Source organism: Streptomyces sp. SP18BB07 (assembly GCF_036322545.1).
Lineage (GTDB): Bacteria > Actinomycetota > Actinomycetes > Streptomycetales > Streptomycetaceae > Streptomyces > Streptomyces deccanensis.
This window is the reverse complement of record NZ_JAQYWT010000262.1, coordinates 1-15,653: the sequence shown is the minus strand read 5'-3', so window position 1 is coordinate 15,653 and position 15,653 is coordinate 1. Positions and strand designations below refer to the sequence as shown.

At 71.3% G+C, this 15,653-nt stretch carries 13 protein-coding genes; 4 read left to right on the top strand and 9 right to left on the bottom strand.

Going from position 1 to position 15,653, the window contains the following annotated elements:
* Positions 1-3: 3 nt before the first annotated feature.
* The 4 genes from PUR53_RS10990 to PUR53_RS10975 all read right to left on the bottom strand — a co-directional run bounded on the left by PUR53_RS10990 (position 4) and on the right by PUR53_RS10975 (position 5,818).
* Positions 4-2,094 carry a PTS fructose transporter subunit IIABC gene (locus tag PUR53_RS10990; RefSeq protein WP_329908166.1) on the bottom strand — a complete coding sequence of 697 codons (2,091 nt, stop codon included), beginning with the start codon at positions 2,092-2,094 and terminating at the stop codon, positions 4-6.
* 175 nt (positions 2,095-2,269) lie between these two features.
* A complete protein-coding gene (gene pfkB / locus PUR53_RS10985; RefSeq protein WP_329900524.1) occupies positions 2,270-3,217 on the bottom strand; it encodes a 1-phosphofructokinase in 948 nt (315 codons plus the stop codon).
* The gene (locus PUR53_RS10980) at positions 3,214-4,026 is read right to left on the bottom strand and encodes a DeoR/GlpR family DNA-binding transcription regulator (RefSeq protein WP_329900523.1); all 813 of its coding nucleotides are present in this window, start codon (positions 4,024-4,026) and stop codon (positions 3,214-3,216) included. Before PUR53_RS10980 ends, pfkB begins: the two co-directional genes overlap by 4 nt.
* A gap of 187 nt (positions 4,027-4,213) precedes the next feature.
* Positions 4,214-5,818, bottom strand: coding sequence for an MFS transporter (locus PUR53_RS10975; protein WP_329908165.1), 1,605 nt, complete (start codon positions 5,816-5,818; stop codon positions 4,214-4,216).
* Positions 5,819-5,880: 62 nt separating this feature from the next.
* Between PUR53_RS10975 and PUR53_RS10970 the strand changes: the two genes are divergently transcribed.
* Positions 5,881-6,855, top strand: coding sequence for a helix-turn-helix transcriptional regulator (locus PUR53_RS10970; RefSeq protein WP_329900521.1), 975 nt, complete (start codon positions 5,881-5,883; stop codon positions 6,853-6,855).
* A gap of 678 nt (positions 6,856-7,533) precedes the next feature.
* Here PUR53_RS10970 and PUR53_RS10965 read toward each other — a convergent pair.
* Positions 7,534-8,532, bottom strand: coding sequence for a sigma-70 family RNA polymerase sigma factor (locus tag PUR53_RS10965; protein WP_329900520.1), 999 nt, complete (start codon positions 8,530-8,532; stop codon positions 7,534-7,536).
* A 193-nt stretch (positions 8,533-8,725) separates the two neighbouring features.
* Here PUR53_RS10965 and PUR53_RS10960 point away from each other — a divergent pair, with 193 nt between their 5' ends.
* Positions 8,726-9,244: a GNAT family N-acetyltransferase gene (locus tag PUR53_RS10960; protein WP_329908164.1), complete on the top strand. Its 519-nt coding sequence runs from the start codon at positions 8,726-8,728 to the stop codon at positions 9,242-9,244.
* A 31-nt stretch (positions 9,245-9,275) separates the two neighbouring features.
* On the opposite strand, the gene PUR53_RS10955 is transcribed toward PUR53_RS10960, so the two are convergent.
* Together PUR53_RS10955 and PUR53_RS10950 are read right to left on the bottom strand one after the other, a co-directional pair.
* On the bottom strand, positions 9,276-9,626 hold the full coding sequence (locus PUR53_RS10955) for a DUF1330 domain-containing protein (RefSeq protein WP_329900518.1): 351 nt from the start codon (positions 9,624-9,626) through the stop codon (positions 9,276-9,278).
* Between the two features lie 112 nt (positions 9,627-9,738).
* A complete protein-coding gene (locus tag PUR53_RS10950) occupies positions 9,739-10,524 on the bottom strand; it encodes a dioxygenase family protein (protein ID WP_329900517.1) in 786 nt (261 codons plus the stop codon).
* A 209-nt stretch (positions 10,525-10,733) separates the two neighbouring features.
* Between PUR53_RS10950 and PUR53_RS10945 the strand changes: the two genes are divergently transcribed.
* Positions 10,734-11,240, top strand: coding sequence for a MarR family winged helix-turn-helix transcriptional regulator (locus tag PUR53_RS10945; RefSeq protein ID WP_329900516.1), 507 nt, complete (start codon positions 10,734-10,736; stop codon positions 11,238-11,240).
* 178 nt (positions 11,241-11,418) lie between these two features.
* On the opposite strand, the gene PUR53_RS10940 is transcribed toward PUR53_RS10945, so the two are convergent.
* A complete protein-coding gene (locus tag PUR53_RS10940) occupies positions 11,419-12,960 on the bottom strand; it encodes an MFS transporter (RefSeq protein ID WP_329900515.1) in 1,542 nt (513 codons plus the stop codon).
* A 166-nt stretch (positions 12,961-13,126) separates the two neighbouring features.
* Positions 13,127-13,786: a TetR/AcrR family transcriptional regulator gene (locus PUR53_RS10935; protein WP_329908163.1), complete on the bottom strand. Its 660-nt coding sequence runs from the start codon at positions 13,784-13,786 to the stop codon at positions 13,127-13,129.
* Between the two features lie 305 nt (positions 13,787-14,091).
* Here PUR53_RS10935 and PUR53_RS10930 point away from each other — a divergent pair, with 305 nt between their 5' ends.
* Positions 14,092-15,438 (top strand): M6 family metalloprotease domain-containing protein, encoded by a 1,347-nt coding sequence (locus PUR53_RS10930; RefSeq protein WP_329900513.1) that lies wholly within the window; start codon positions 14,092-14,094, stop codon positions 15,436-15,438.
* Positions 15,439-15,653: the final 215 nt, after the last annotated feature.

Sequence of the window (15,653 nt, the reverse complement as noted above, 5' to 3'; positions counted from 1 at the left end):
GGTTCAGGCCGCGACCGGCTCCTTCGTCTCCGCCGTGGCGGCGGGGGCGGACTGCGGGGCCGCGCCCGGCTGGGTCTTGCGCATGCCCTTCAGGACGATGACCAGGCCGGCCGTGACCGCCGTACCGATCGCGATGGCGAGCAGGTAGAGGAACGGCTTGCCGATCAGCGGGGTGACCCAGATGCCGCCGTGCGGGGCGCGCAGGGTCGAGCCGAAGGCCATGGCCAGCGCGCCGGTGACCGCGCCGCCCGCCATGGAGGCGGGGATCACGCGCAGCGGGTCGGCGGCGGCGAACGGGATCGCGCCCTCGGAGATGAACGAGGCGCCGAGCACCCAGGCCGCCTTGCCGTTCTCGCGCTCGGCGGTGGTGAACAGCTTCTTGCGGATCGTGGTGGCGAGGGCCATGCCCAGCGGCGGGACCATACCGGCCGCCATGACCGCCGCCATGATCTTCATCGCGGAGTCGCTGGGGTCCTGCACGGCGATACCGGCGGTGGCGAAGGCGTAGGCGACCTTGTTGACGGGGCCGCCGAGGTCGAAGCACATCATCAGGCCGAGGAGGACGCCGAGGAGGATCGCGTTGCTGCCGGAGAGGCCGCTCAGCCAGTCCGTCATGCCCTTCTGGGCCTCGGCGATGGGCTTGCCGATCACCACCAGCATCAGGAAGCCGACGATCATCGACGAGATCAGCGGGATCACGACGACCGGCATGATGCCGCGCAGCACCGGCGGGATCTTGATCCGCTGGATGCCCATGACGACTCCGCCGGCGATCAGACCGGCGACCAGACCGCCGAGGAAACCGGCGTTGATGTTGGCGGCGATCATGCCGCCGACGAAGCCGGGGACGAGGCCGGGCCGGTCCGCCATGCCGTACGCGATGTAACCGGCGAGGACGGGGATCAGGAAGCCGAAGGCGACGGCGCCGATCTGGGACAGCAGGGCCGCCCAGCTGTCGACCTGCAGCCAGTCGAAGTGCTCGGTGACCGGCTTGGCGCTGTTGATCTCCCAGCCGCCGATCGCGAAGCCGAGGGCGATGAGCAGGCCGCCCGCGGCGACGAACGGGACCATGTAGCTCACGCCGGACATCAGCCACTTGCGCAGCTTGGTGCCGTAGCCGTCGCCGGAGTCGCCCGCGCGGTCGACGGGGGTGCCGGGGCGGGCGGCGGCCGTGGTCTCGCCGCGTTCCGCCTTGCCGCGGACCTCGGAGATCAGTGCGGCGGGGCGGTTGATGCCCGCCTTCACCCCGACGTCGACGGTGGGCTTCCCGGCGAACCGGTCCTTCTCCCGTACGGGGACGTCGTGGGCGAAGATCACGCCGTCGGCGGCGGCGATGACGGCCGGGTCGAGGCGGGTGAAGCCGGCCGAACCCTGGGTCTCGACGACGATCTCGACGTCACCGGCGTCCCGGCCCGCGTTCTCCAGCGATTCGGCGGCCATGTAGGTGTGCGCGATGCCGGTGGGGCAGGAGGTGACGGCGACGATACGGAAGGGGCGGGCCTCTGCGGGGGCCGCCGCTTCGGGCGCCGCCGAGGTCGGGGCGGGCGTGGGCGAGGTCGCCGGGGTCGAGGTCGGGGTCGTGCTGACCGCGGCGGCGTCGGGGGAGGCCGTTCCGCCCGACGCCGCCGCGGAGTCTTGGGTGCCCTCGGTCGCGTCGTCGCCCCGGATGAGGGCGGCGGCGCGGGCCGCGTCGTCCACGGCGCGCAGCGCGTCCGTGAACTCGGTGTTCATCAGCTGGCGGGCGAGGGAGGAGAGGATCGTCAGGTGCGCGTCGTCCGCGCCCGCCGGGGCGGCGATCAGGAAGATCAGGTCGGCGGGGCCGTCGTGTGCGCCGAAGTCGACGCCGGCCGCGCTGCGGCCGAAGGCGAGGGTCGGCTCGGTGACATGCTCGCTGCGGCAGTGCGGGATGCCGATGCCGCCGTCGAGGCCGGTGGGCATCTGCGCCTCACGTGCGGCCACGTCGGCCAGGAAGCCGTCCAGGTCGGTGACCCGGCCCTTCGCCACCATGCGCTCGGCGAGGGCACGCGCCGCCGCTTCCTTCGTATCGGCGGACAGGTCGAGGTCGACCAGGTCCGCGGTGATCATCTCGCTCATCGCGGGCTCCTTCGCACGCGTATCGCCCGGGGGCTGTGGTGGGCGGGGGTGGGGACGGATGTGTGGGGGGCGTGGGCCACGGGGGCCGACTGAGGAAGGGGAACGGCAAGGGGAAGAGGTGAGACGACGGATAACGCAAAACGAAGGTTCGTTCGCGGTCGCTCGCTGCCGGTCCTCATGACACCGGCTCCCTCAGTGCCCGGTCCGTCGGGACTTCCGGCGTCACCGTCACCGCTGCCGGGTCCAGGTCCGCGGGGGTGGGCATGACGCTGCCCGGGAGTTGGACGGCGGCCGCGCCGTGGGCGACGGCTGAGGCGAGGGCTTCGGGGCCGTGGCCGCCGGCGATAAGGAAGCCGGCGAGGGAGGAGTCGCCGGCGCCGACGTTGCTGCGGACGGTGTCGACGCGGGCGGTGCCGAACCAGGCGCCGGAGGCGTTGACGAGGAGTTGCCCGTCGGCGCCGAGGCTGGCCAGGACCGCGGCGGCGCCCATCTCGCGGAGTTCCTCGGCGGCCTTGACGGCGTCGCCGACGGTGGTCAGGGGGCGGCCCACGGCTTCGGCGAGTTCCTCGGCGTTGGGCTTGACGACGTCGGGGCGTTCGCGGAGCGCGGCGAGGAGCGCCGGGCCGGATGTGTCCAGGGCGATGCGGGCGCCGGCGGCGTGGGCGCGGGCGACGAGTTCGGCGTACCAGGCGGGGGCGAGGCCGCGCGGGAGGCTGCCGCAGCAGGCGATCCAGGAGGCGTCGGCGGACTGGGCGCGGACGGTCTCGAGGAGGAGTTCCCGCTCGGCGGCCGAGAGTTCGGGGCCGGGTGCGTTGATCTTCGTCAGGACTCCGTCGGCCTCGGCGAGGGCGATGTTGGAGCGGGTCGCCCCGGCCACCGCCACACGTGCGACCTCGATGCCCTGGGCGTCGAGCAGGTCCGCGACCAGGGCGCCCGGCGCGCCGCCGAGCGGCAGCACGGCCACGGTCCGGCGCCCTGCGGCGGCGACCGCCCGGGAGACGTTGACGCCTTTGCCGCCGGGGTCCATGCGTTCGCCGGTGGCCCGGATGACCTCGCCGCGGTCGAGGGAGGGGACCTCGTAGGTGCGGTCGAGGGAGGGGTTGGGGGTGACGGTGAGGATCATGAGCGGTGGCCGTTCCGGCCGTTGGTTCCGGCGTGGGGCTCGGTGCCGGGGACGCGTAGCACTTCGGTGCCCTTGCGTTCGATGGCGAGCGCGTCCTCGGGGCTCAGGCCGGTGTCGGTGATCAGCAGGTCAACGTCGCTCAGGTCGCCGAAGCGGGCGAAGTGTTCCTGGCCGTGCTTGGAGGAGTCGGCGAGCAGCACCACGCGCCGGGCAGCGGTCACGGCCGCTCGCTTCACGGCGGCCTCGGCGAGGTCGGGGGTGGTCAGGCCGTGGTCGGTGGAGAAGCCGTTGGCGGCGATGAAGAGGACGTCGGCGCGGATCTCGCCGTAGGCCCGCAGCGCCCAGGCGTCGACGGCGGCGCGGGTGCGGTGGCGGACCCGGCCGCCGACGAGGTGGAGCTGGATGCCGGGGTGGTCGGCGAGGCGGGCGGCGATCGGCAGGCTGTGCGTGACCGCGGTGAGCGTGGCCTCCAGCGGGATGGCGGCGGCGAGGCGCGCGATCGTCGTACCGGCGTCGAGGACGACCGTGCCGTCGTTCGGGAGTTCGGCGAGGGCCGCCTGGGCGATGCGGTCCTTCTGGTCGGCCGCGGTGCTCTCGCGTTCGGCGAGGTCGGGCTCGAAGTCCAGACGGCCGGCGGGGATCGCGCCGCCGTGCACCCGCTGGACGAGACCGGCGCGATCGAGGGCCTTCAGGTCGCGGCGGATCGTCTCGGCCGTGACCTGGAACTCCTCCGCCAGCGACACCACGTCCACCCGGCCGCCGTCACGGGCGAGCCGGAGGATCTCCTGCTGCCGCTCCGGTGCGTACATGTCCGTTCGCCTCCGACCGATGCCCGATTCTGTGGTTTCGCTCGGAGGCTACGCCCGGATGTCCGAAAAGTAAACAGGTTCGGGCAACACTCGGGCCGACTCGGACATGATCGGGCGTGGGACGGGACACGACTGGGCCCCGCACCACGGAAGGCGCGGGGCCCACTCTCACCGGTCGGCGGCGACGTCAGTCGGCGGCCACGGCTGCCGTCTCCGTGCCCGCGGTGTCCGTGCCCGCGGTGTCCGTGCCCGCCGTGGGGCGTGCCGGCAGGGCGAACATCAGCAGGAAGATCGCGAGCAGGACCGCGGCCACCCAGCCGAGCGCGTACTCGAAGGCGTCGACGAAGGCGGGACCGATGTCGGCCGGGGCGAGCCGGTCGTCCATGACGCCGAAGAAGACCACGGCGACCAGACCGAGCCCGAGGGCGTTGCCCATCTGCTGGACCGTGCTGATCAGCCCGGACGCGGAACCGGCGTGCTCACGCGGCACCCCGGAGAGGATCGCGTCGGTCAGCGGGGCGACGATGAGCCCCATGCCCGCGCCCATCACTACCAGCGGGAGCGCCATCTGCCAGGGGGTGATGGCGAGGCCGTACCGTTCGGACTCCGCCAGGTAGAGGAGCACACCGGCCGCCATCAGCAGCGCGCCGGCCTGGAGGACCTTGCGGCCGAAGCGCGGGACGAGCTTCTGGACCGACACCCCGGCGGCGACCGAGACGGCGAGGGAGAACGGGATGCCGGTGAGGCCGGCCTTCAGGACGCTCCAGCCGAGGCCGGTCTGGAGGTAGAGGGTCCAGACGAGGAAGAAGACGCCGAGGGCGATGCCGAAGACGGTCTGGACGGCGATACCGGCGGCGAAGCTCTTGACCCGGAACAGGGACAGTTCGATCAGCGGGGATCCGTCGCGCGCCGCCTTGCGCCGCTCGTACGCCACCAGCGCCGCGAACACGACGAGCGAGCCCGCCATCGAGACGTGACCCCACAGCGGCCAGCCCGTCTCATGGCCCCGGGTGAGGGGGTACAGCAGCATCAGCAGTCCGCCGGTGACGAGCGCTACGCCGACGAGGTCCAGCCTCAGGGCGTGCGGGGCCTTGGACTCGGTGATGAATCGGCGGCCCAGGATCAGTCCCGCGACGCCGACCGGGAGGTTGATCAGGAAGATCGCGCGCCATTCGAGGCCGAGCGGGTTCCACTCGATGAGCAGGGCGCCCAGCAGGGGGCCGGAGACCGCGCCGAGGCCCACGATCGCGCCGAACAGCCCGAAGACCTTGCCGCGTTCGTGGGCCGGGAAGGTGGCGTGCACGATCGACAGCACCTGCGGCACCATCAGCGCGGCGGTCGCGCCCTGCGCGATCCTGGCCGCCACCAGCATCTCCGGGTTCGCGGCGAGACCGCACAGCGCGGAGGCGAGGGTGAAGCCGCCGATGCCGAGGAGGAAGATCCGGCGCCGGCCGTGGATGTCGCCGAGCCGGCCGCCGGTGACGAGGCCGGCGGCGAAGGCGAGGGCGTAACCGGCGGTGATCCACTGGATCTGGCTGAACGTGGCCCCTTCGCCCCGCTGGATGGAGGGGATCGCGATGTTGACGATGGTGACGTCGACGAGGTCCATGAAGGCGGCCGTCATGACGATGGCGAGGGCTGTCCAGCGTCGGCGATCGGCTCCGTCGGGGCCGGGGGGTGCCGGGAGCGCCGTTTCGGTGGCTGCGGTGGCTGGGGTCGGGTCACTGACGGTTGTTTCGGGCTGGTCGCGCAGTTCCCCGCGCCCCTTCAGGGCGCTCGTTGTCGAGGTCATGCATGGAAAGTAGGGGGCGAGTAGGTCGGATCGCGTCCTAGTTCTCCGGCATGCTCGGAAACATGACTACGGACACTCCGGCGCGGCTCCTCCAGCTCCTCTCCCTCCTCCAGACACCCCGCGAGTGGCCCGGGGGTGAACTCTCCGAACGGCTCGGCGTCTCGCGGCGGACCGTGCGGCGGGACATCGACCGACTGCGGGAGCTCGGCTACCCGGTGCAGGCGACGATGGGGGCCGACGGCGGCTATCGCCTGGTCGCGGGGAAGGCCATGCCCCCGCTCGTACTGGACGACGAGGAGGCCGTGGCGATCGCCGTGGGGCTGCGGGCCGGGGCCGGGCACGCGGTGGAGGGGGTGGACGAGGCGTCCGTACGGGCGCTGGCCAAGCTGGAGCAGGTGCTGCCGTCGCGGCTGCGTCACCGGGTCTCCACCCTGCAGGCCGCCACCACTCCCCTGACCAGCGGTGACGGGGCGACGGTCACACCCGAGACGCTGACCGTGATGGCTTCGGCGGTGGCGGGGACCGAGCGGTTGCGGTTCGCCTATCGCTCCGGCGACGGCACGGACTCGCGCCGCCACTGCGAGCCGTACCGGCTCGTCTCGACCGGGCGCCGCTGGTATCTCGTCGCGTACGACCTCGACCGCGCCGACTGGCGGACCTTCCGGGTGGACCGGGTCGAGGAACCCTTCGCCACGGGCGCCCGGTTCGCGCCGCGCGAGCTGCCGACGGGGAGTGCGGAGGAGTATCTGAAGCAGTCGATGTACCGGCGGCAGGAGACGTACGAGTTCGACGTCACCTTCGCCGCGCCGGCCGAGTTCATCGCGGCCCGGCTGCCCCGCTGGGTCGGTACGCCCGAGCCCGTCGACGAGCACAGCTGCCGGTTGCGGGCCTCCGTCGGTGACTCCGTGGAGTGGCTGGCGGTCCGGCTCGCGGTGGTCGACTGCGATTTCACGGTGCATCAGCCGCCGGAACTGGTGGGCTACATAAGGGAGTTGGGGGCGCGACTGACGCGGGCGGCGGGGGCCGCCGACGGGTGAGCCACCGGTGACGACGCCTCTGACGTGCGGGGACGGCCATCGCCGCGCCCCCGGCCAAGGGGGACTCTGTGGCACAATCTGCCGTTCGGGTCACCCCGGGGTTCAGGTCCGGGGTGGCCCGTCGGCGTTCGTGGCGGCAGCCGGGGTGGCGGCCGGGGGCGGACATCGAGCCGGGCTTCGGCGCCAGGGGGGGGTGAGGCGCCGAAGCCCGGCTCTGGGAGAGTCCCGGCGCTGGGGGGAGAGCGTCGGGACTCGGCTTCGGAAGACTGCGGTCGTGGCGGTCGAACTCCGGGTCCCGGGCCTGAGGCTCCGGGCCGGTGAAGTCGTGGGCCCGGAAGTCTTGTGCCCCGGGAACGGGGAGTTGAAGCGGCGTAGTACGGCCAAGTAGCGGCGTCCTACGGCCAATCGGCGACAAAGTCCGACCGAGGGGGTGGCTGACGCACGGTCAAGGTTTGACCGGCGGAGGGCCAGGGATGGCCGGCGGACGGCGAGGGATGGCCGGCGTCCAGCCCGTGAGGCGCGACGTACGGCCAAGGCGTGGGCCGCGTACGGCGGTGGAGTGAACCGCCGCGACGACGGTGAACTGGACCGGGCCGGGCCCCGTGCGGCCCCAGGGGGGCGGGCCGTTACGGGGCCCCGGTCGGTGGTCGGGCCCGGGCGGTGCTCCGGCCGCCAGGATCAGGCGGCGGCGTCGAAGCCGGTGTCGCGGGCGAGCTTCTTCAGTTCGAGCAGGGCGTGCTTCTCGATCTGGCGGATCCGCTCGCGGGTGAGACCGTGCTCCTTGCCGACCTCGGTGAGCGTGCGCTCGCGGCCGTCCTCGATGCCGTACCGCATCTTGATGATGGATGCGGTGCGCTGGTCGAGGCGCCCGATGAGACCGTCCAGCTCCTCGCTGCGCAGCAGCGTCATCACGGACTGCTCGGGCGAGACCGCGGAGGTGTCCTCCAGCAGGTCGCCGAACTGGGTGTCGCCGTCGTCGTCCACCGACATGTTCAGCGAGACCGGGTCGCGGGCCCAGTCGAGGACGTCGCTGACGCGGTCCGCGTTGGAGCCGAGCTCGGCGGCGATCTCGGCGGGCTCCGGGTCGCGCCCGTGCTCGCGGTTGAACTCGCGCTGCACACGGCGGATCCGGCCCAGCTCCTCGACGAGGTGGACGGGGAGGCGGATGGTGCGCGACTGGTCCGCTATCGAACGGGTGATGGCCTGACGGATCCACCAGGTGGCGTACGTCGAGAACTTGAAGCCCTTGCGGTAGTCGAACTTCTCCACCGCTCGGACCAGGCCGGCGTTCCCCTCCTGGATCAGGTCGAGCAGGGGCAGGCCACTGCGCGGGTAACGCCGGGCGACGGCCACGACGAGGCGCAGGTTCGATCGGATGAAGATGTCCTTGGCCCGCTCGCTGTCGGCGACGAGGGCTTCGAGCTCCTCGCGGGTGGCGTCCGCCCTGGCCTCCTCCTCGCCGTCGAGGATCTGCTGCGCGAACACACCCGCCTCGATGATCTGGGACAGCTCGACTTCCTTGGCGGCGTCGAGCAGCGGTGTGCGCGCGATCTCGTCGAGGTACATGCCGACCAGGTCGCGGTCGGCGATCTCGCCGCCAGAGGCGCGAACGCTGCGAGCCGCGTCGGTTCGGCCGGAGGCGGACGAACGACGAGCGGCGACGGCACGGGTTGCCATGCGTGCTCCCTTGCGATGGTGGGCTGGCAGGGTCGTATCTGGTCCTACGTGGGTCGTGATGCGGCCGCTCGGACACTCTCCCGAGTGCCCTGCTTCCGAAGGAAACAACGACTGGAATCAGGACAGAATTCCCAACCCGTCCCACTATTTTTCTGATCTTGCAGTACCCTGTGCCGCCGCAGGAGGAGGCGTGATGTCAGCGGAGCCCATAGAGGTGCAGGTCAGACCAGGAGTCGAGACCGACCTCGCAGCCCTCACCGACCTCTACAACCACTACGTCCGTGAGACGTCCATCACATTCGATACCGCTGTCTTCACTCCGGAAGAGCGCCGCCCTTGGCTGCTCTCCCACCTTGAAGACGGACGGCATCGCCTGATGGTTGCCGTCGAGACGGGTTCACAGCGGATTCTGGGATACGCCACGAGCAGCGCGTTTCGCCCGAAAGCGGCGTACGACACCTCGGTGGAGGTGTCGGTGTACCTCGCCCCGGACGCGGGCGGCCGGGGCGTGGGCACGCTGCTGTACAAGGCGCTGTTCGAGGCGCTCGCCGACGAGGACGTCCACCGCGCCTACGCCGGCATCACCCAGCCGAACCTGCCGTCGACCCGGCTGCACGAACGCTTCGGGTTCCAGCATGTCGGCACCTATCGCGAGGTCGGGCGGAAGTTCGGGCGGTACTGGGACGTGGCCTGGTACGAGAGGGGACTGTGAGGCCGCCGGGATCCCCGGGCTCGCTCGGGCGTCACTGCTCGGCGGCCAGGGCCTCCCTCATGGTCTTCGCGGTGGTGCGTGGGTCATAGCCCTCGGGTACCCCGTCGACCAGGATGATGTCGCCCTCGATGTGGCGTGCGCGCAGCGGGGCGATCTCCTGGTAGGCGGGTGAGTCCCACCAGGCGCGCGCCTCCGCGATACCGGGGAAGCCGATCACCACGACGGCTCCGGGCCAGTTCCCCTCCTTCACCTCGTGCGGGGTGACGTGCACGAGGAAGCGGCCGCCGTACGGCTCGAAGGTGGCGGGGATGCGTTCGATGTACTCGGCGATCTCCGGGTGCGGGGCGGCGTCCTTCAGATGGGCGATGGCGTAGGCGGGCACGGGCGTCCTCCGGTCGGTTCCGACGATCGACGCCTTCGAGCCTGGCAGGGGTACGGGCCCGGGTCGATGACCTGTCAGGTAAGCGACCCGGCCCGTGCTTACGCCTGTGGGGTCAGCCGAACTGCACCGAGCGCTTCGCCAGGCCCAGCCAGAAGCCGTCGATCACCGACTTCTGGGCGTCGAGTTCACCGGCGGCCTCGGCGGCGCCCATCGTGACGAAGAGGGGGGCGAAGTGCTCGGTGCGGGGGTGGGCCAGCTGTCCGGCCGGGGACTTGTGGAGGAAGTCGAGGAGGGCGTCCCAGTCGCGGGACTCCAGGGCGCGGTGGCCCCAGTCGTCGAACTCGGTGGACCAGGTGGGCACACCGGGCTGCCTCAGGGCGGCGAGGTTGTGGGTGAAGAAGCCGGAGCCGATGATCAGCACGCCCTCGTCGCGGAGGGGGGCGAGCTTGCGGCCGACGTCCATCAGCTTCAACGGGTCCAGGGTCGGCATGGAGATCTGCAGGACCGGTATGTCGGCGTCGGGGTACATCTCGACGAGGGGGACGTACGCGCCGTGGTCGAGGCCCCGGTCCGGGATGTCCTGGACGGGGGTGCCGGGGGCCTGGAGCAGCTTGCGGACCGAGGCCGCCAGCTCGGGGGCGCCCGGGGCGCCGTACTGGACCTTGTAGTAGTGCTCGGGGAAGCCCCAGAAGTCGTAGACCAGGGGGACGGTGTCGACCGCGCCGAGGGCGAGGGGGGCCTCCTCCCAGTGGGCGGAGACCATGAGGACCGCCTTGGGACGGGGCAGGGTCGCGGCCCAGGCGGCGAGTTCGCCGGGCCAGATCGGGTCGTCGGCGAGCGGCGGGGCCCCGTGGCTCAGGTACAGGGCGGGCATGCGCTCGGCGGTGGCGGCGGACATAGGGGTGACTCCCTCAACACATGCGCGACGCACACGACACACACGCCTCGGTGGGCCCGGCGGTCGCTTCTTGTCTCCTTGGTCGCGCCCGGCGCTGCGGGCGCTTGAGACCTCTCCCAACTCCCCAGTAGTTGAAGTCTCAATATTTGTTGTTTCACCTTACATCTCTATAGTTCAAATTTCAAGGAGGAGCCTCGTACAGTGGGGGCATGAAGACCGCATCCGCCGACGAAGAACCCCGCTGGCTCACCGACGAGGAGCAGCGCACCTGGCTCGCCTACGTGCACGCCAAGACACTGCTCGAAGACCATCTCGACCGTCAGTTGCAGCGCGACGCGGGCATGCCGCACCTCTACTACCACCTGCTCGTGGTGCTGTCCGACGCGCCGCAGCGGCGGCTGCGGATGACGGAGCTGGCGATGCAGACGAAGATCACGCGATCGCGCCTGTCGCACGCCGTGGCCCGGCTGGAGAAGAACGGGTGGGTACGGCGCGAGAACTGCCCCGTGGACAAGCGGGGGCAGCTCGCGGTCCTCACGGACGGCGGGTTCGAGATGCTCTCGAAGAGCGCGCCCGGGCATGTGGCGGCGGTGCGGCAGGCGCTGTTCGACCGGCTGTCGCCGGAACAGCAGAAAGCCCTCGGCGAGATCATGGAGATCGTCGCGCAGGGACTTCAGCCGACGGAGGCGGGTGCGGACTTGCCTTGGCTGCGGTAGGGGGCTTCCCGGGCGTGGACATGGGCGGGTGAGGGCGTGCGCGTGAGTGGCGTGCCGGTGAGCGGGGGCTGGTCGCACCGTTCCCCGCGCCCCTGACGGGGCGCGGGGTGGAGCGGGGGCTCCGGCCCCTGCTCCACCCCGCTCCGTCATGGGTGCCCGTCGCGTTCCGGTGCCGTGGTCAGTGGGCGATCACCGGGACCTTGACCTCGTTCGTCGCGTCCTCGCCCTCGGCCGAGGCCGCCGTCATGTCGGGCTTGCCCGTCGTGATGAGGGTGAAGGCGATGGCGGCGGAGGCCACGAGGATGGCCACGGCGAACCAGATGGCGTTGGTGTAGCCGTTGACCATGCCTTCCAGCTGGACCAGCTGGGCGGCCGGCTTCGAGGTGGCCGAGCCGATGTGGTCCGCGATGTAGGACGTGGTGGCCGAGGCGGCGATCGTGTTCAGCAGGGCCGTGCCGATGGCGCCGCCGACCTGCTGGGAGGTGTTGACCATGGCGGAGGCCACGCCCGCGTCACGCGGTTCGACCCCGTAGGTCGCCAGGGACATCGCCGGCATGAACGCCGTACCCATACCGAGGCCGAGCAGCAGCTGGGCCGGCAGGAGCAGGGTGGTGTACGAGGAGCCGACCTCCATCTGGGTCAGCAGGAGCATGCCGAGGCCGGCGACCAGGAAGCCCGGGGCCATCAGCAGGCGCGGCGCGACCCGGGTCATCAGGCGGGTGCCGATCTGGGTCGAGCCGATGATCATGCCCGCGATCATGGGCAGGAAGGCGAAGCCCGTCTTGACCGGGGAGTACCCCTTCACGATCTGCAGGTAGTAGGTCAGGAAGAGGAAGAGGCCGAACATCGCGATGATCGCGAGGCCGAGGGAGAGGTAGACACCGCCGCGGTTGCGCTCCAGGAGCACGCGCAGGGGCAGCAGCGGGGCCTTCACCTTGGACTCGACGAACACGAAGGCCGCGAGCAGCACCGCCGAGGCGACGAACAGGGTGATCGTCATCGAGTCGCCCCACCCGTCGGACTCGGCCCGCGTGAAGCCGTAGACCAGGGAGACCAGACCCAGGGTGGACAGGACCACGCCGGGGATGTCGAGCGGGGAGCGGTTGCGGCCGCCCTCCGGTTCACGGATGACCAGGTACGCGCCGACCGCGGCGATCACCGCGAACGGGATGTTGACGAAGAACGTCCAGCGCCAGTCCAGGTACTCGGTGAGGAAGCCGCCGAGGATCAGGCCCACGGCGCCGCCGCCACCGGCGATCGCACCGTAGATGCCGAACGCCTTGGCGCGCTCCTTGGCGTCGGTGAACATCACCGCGAGGAGGGAGAGCGCGGCCGGCGCGAGCAGCGCGCCGAAGACGCCCTGGAGTGCGCGGGCGCCCAGCATCATCGCCTCACCGGTGGCCGCGCCGCCCAGTGCGGAGGCGCCGGCGAAGCCGATCAGACCGGTGACGAAGGTGCGCTTGCGGCCCCAGATGTCGGAGATCCGGCCGCCGAAGAGGAGCAGACCGCCGAAGGCCAGGGCGTACGCGGTGATGACCCACTGACGGTTGCCGTCGGATATCCCCAGGTCCTGCTGGGCGGAGGGGAGGGCGATGTTCACGATGGTCGCGTCGAGCACGACCATCAGCTGGGCGAGGGCGATGAAGACGAGCGCTTTCCAGCGGTTGGCGTGCGCGTCGTCGGTCTCGGTTGTCTTGGCTGTGCCGACTGTTTTGGACATGGGGGTACCCACTTCGGGACTTCGTGACGGAAAGATCGGTATCGGGCGATGAAAAGGGTGTCGGGAAGGACGTCGGGAAGGACGTCGGGAAGGACGTCGAGAAGTAGCGGTCTGTCGTCGTCGACAGCCGGAAGATCGATGGGTCAGTTCAGGTCTTGCCTGGTGGTCAGGACGGGCAGGGCCTCCGCAGGTCCTCCACGGTCACGGGTGCGCCGGGCAGTTCGGAGGGGGCCGGGGCGCGCAGCCCGTCCAGGAACAGTTGCAGGTGGCGGTGGACGAAGCTGTCGACGCCCGCGCACTGGGTGCCGGCCGGCGGCCTGCTGAGCTGGCTGACGGCGATCATCAGGTCGCCGACACCCACGTCGGCGCGGAGCTGCCCGGCGTCCCGGGCGCGCCGCATGATCCCTTCGACCTGCTCCTCCAGGCGCTCGCGCGCCGCCTCGAGGTCGGGGTGGTGCTTGTCGAACGAGCTCTGGATCATCGGGCAGAGCGCGCTGACCCGTTCGTCGGCCGAGGTGTGCACGAAGCGCGAGAGCGCCTCGAACGCGTCACCGGTCTCGGTGAGCGCGGTCTCGGCCGCGAGGGCCGTGCGGTCCATGACCGAGCAGACGACCTCACGGACCAGTGCCTCACGGTCCGGGAAGTTGCGGTACAGCGTGGCGTTGCCGACACCGGCCCGGCGGGCGATCTCGTCGAGCGGCACCTCGGGGCCGAACTCCACGAACATCTCCCGGGCGGCGGTGACGATCCGCTCCCGGTTGCGCAGGGCGTCCGCCCGAGGGCGAGGCACCTTGCGACGCACGGCGGTGGCGGTGCTGCTCTCCACGGCGTACTCCTCTGCCTGATCCAGTGGTGTGGGGGGCGCCCGGTGACGATCCGGGGATGGAGTCCCCGTTTCGCTCGGACGAAGGGTTAAACGGGGAAACGATCCCCGGTTATTTCCCCGCACCGAAGACTTTTCGCGTGACCTGGGTCACATAGCGGCTGAGGGTGAGGGGTGAGGGTGACGGCCGCCGAGGCGCACCCCACGTTCGGCCCTTCCAGCGCGCGCCCGCGCACCGGTCGACCCAGGGTGATCGAGAGGGCGCAGCCTTGTCACCGGACGGCTGCCGTGGAGCGAAGGGCGCGGGCATGCAGCAGCCGTTCCGCAGAAGCGGGATACCTCCGCGCCGGATACGCCCGCGGCGGATACGTCCGGGCCGGCCCCGTCCACGCCGGATGCGTCCGCGCCGGCTCGTCGCGCTCGCGTCCGTCACCGCCCTCACGCTCGCGGTCAGCACCTCCGCCGGCGCGGGGCGCCTGATGGCGAAGGACAAGGCGACGGCCGCGGGGGCCACCGCCGTGGCCGGCGGTTCGGCGCTCGGCCCCTGCATGATCCGCGGCCCGCTCGGCACCCAGATGTCCGAGGGCATCCCGACCCCGCCCGGCTACTCCCGCTCCACCGGCACGGTCCGCGCCCTCAACCTGATGATCGACTTCTCCGACGCCCCCGGTGAGGGCAGCGCGATGGACCGCTTCGCGGAGTTCGCGCCGCAGACCCAGAAATGGTTCAGGACGAGCTCGTACGGCCGTATCGACTACCGCCCCGAGGCCCCGCTCACCGAGTGGCTGCGGATGCCGAGGTCCTTCCGCTCCTACGACATAGAGCGCGGCGCCCCCTTCGACCCCGGCTACCGCCGGCTGGTCCAGGACATGGTGCGGGCCGCCGATCCGCTCGTGGACTTCCGGTCGTACGACCTCGTCAACGTCCTCGTCACGCCGAACGCGGGGCCCTCCGCCCTCGACACCGTCCTGTCGGTGACGTTCGCGGGCAACCGGGAGGCGCCGGTCGCGGACGGTGTGCCGGTCTCCAACGCGTCCTTCGTCTACAGCCGCCAGGACGACGGCTCGGGCTCGTACGGGGAGACCGGGTACCGGGTCCTCCCCCACGAGAACGGCCATGTCTTCGGCCTTCCCGACCTCTACACCCACGAGGGCGGGGGCGCGGTGGGGCACTGGGACATCATGAGCGAGGACTGGGGCGTCGGCAACGATCTGCTGGGCTGGCACAAGTGGAAGCTCGGGTGGCTCGACGAGACGCAGGTGGCGTGTGTGGCGCACGTCGGTTCGGCGGAGTATCTGCTGACGCCGCTCGCCTCCGAGGGCGGGGCGAAGCTGATCGTCGTGCCGCTCAGTTCCCGTACGGCGTACGTCGCGGAGTTGCGGACGCGGGCGGGTAACGACGCGGTGGTGTGCCGGCCGGGGGTGCTCGTCTACCGGGTCGACGCGGCCGTCGACACCGGGAACGGGCCGATCAAGGTCCACGATGCGCGGCGGGACAGCGGGGGGTGTACGCGCAGCCCCAACGTCCACGCGGAGCTGTCCGACGCGCCGCTCGCCGTCGGCGAGACGTTCAAGGACGCGCGGGTGGGGGTGGAGATCGCTGTGGCGGGGGTGGATGTCGGGGGGAACCATCGGGTGGTGGTGAGTCGGCGGTGAGGGGGGTTGGGGGCGGTGCGGTGCGTGGGCGGGTGCGGGTGAGTGGGGGTTGCTCGCGCAGTTCCCCGCGCCCCTAAAAGCCCAGGCCCTGCGGGCCTGAAAGACCACGGCCCAGCGGGCCTGAAAGACCACGGCCCTGCGGGCCTGAAAAGCACGGGGCGCAGCCCCCGCTTTTCAGGGGCGCGGGGAACTGCGCGAGAAGCCCCACCCACCCG

What these genes read in the sequence shown, in the direction of transcription:
- PUR53_RS10945 (WP_329900516.1), top strand. Translation starts at nt 10,734, where the DNA reads ATGAAGACCGCATCCGCCGACGAAGAACCCCGCTGGCTCACCGACGAG.
- PUR53_RS10975 (WP_329908165.1), bottom strand. Translation starts at nt 5,818, where the DNA reads ATGACCTCGACAACGAGCGCCCTGAAGGGGCGCGGGGAACTGCGCGAC.
- pfkB (WP_329900524.1), bottom strand. Translation starts at nt 3,217, where the DNA reads ATGATCCTCACCGTCACCCCCAACCCCTCCCTCGACCGCACCTACGAG.
- PUR53_RS10930 (WP_329900513.1), top strand. Translation starts at nt 14,092, where the DNA reads ATGCAGCAGCCGTTCCGCAGAAGCGGGATACCTCCGCGCCGGATACGC.
- PUR53_RS10970 (WP_329900521.1), top strand. Translation starts at nt 5,881, where the DNA reads ATGACTACGGACACTCCGGCGCGGCTCCTCCAGCTCCTCTCCCTCCTC.
- PUR53_RS10980 (WP_329900523.1), bottom strand. Translation starts at nt 4,026, where the DNA reads ATGTACGCACCGGAGCGGCAGCAGGAGATCCTCCGGCTCGCCCGTGAC.
- PUR53_RS10965 (WP_329900520.1), bottom strand. Translation starts at nt 8,532, where the DNA reads ATGGCAACCCGTGCCGTCGCCGCTCGTCGTTCGTCCGCCTCCGGCCGA.
- PUR53_RS10950 (WP_329900517.1), bottom strand. Translation starts at nt 10,524, where the DNA reads ATGTCCGCCGCCACCGCCGAGCGCATGCCCGCCCTGTACCTGAGCCAC.
- PUR53_RS10960 (WP_329908164.1), top strand. Translation starts at nt 8,726, where the DNA reads ATGTCAGCGGAGCCCATAGAGGTGCAGGTCAGACCAGGAGTCGAGACC.
- PUR53_RS10940 (WP_329900515.1), bottom strand. Translation starts at nt 12,960, where the DNA reads ATGTCCAAAACAGTCGGCACAGCCAAGACAACCGAGACCGACGACGCG.
- PUR53_RS10990 (WP_329908166.1), bottom strand. Translation starts at nt 2,094, where the DNA reads ATGAGCGAGATGATCACCGCGGACCTGGTCGACCTCGACCTGTCCGCC.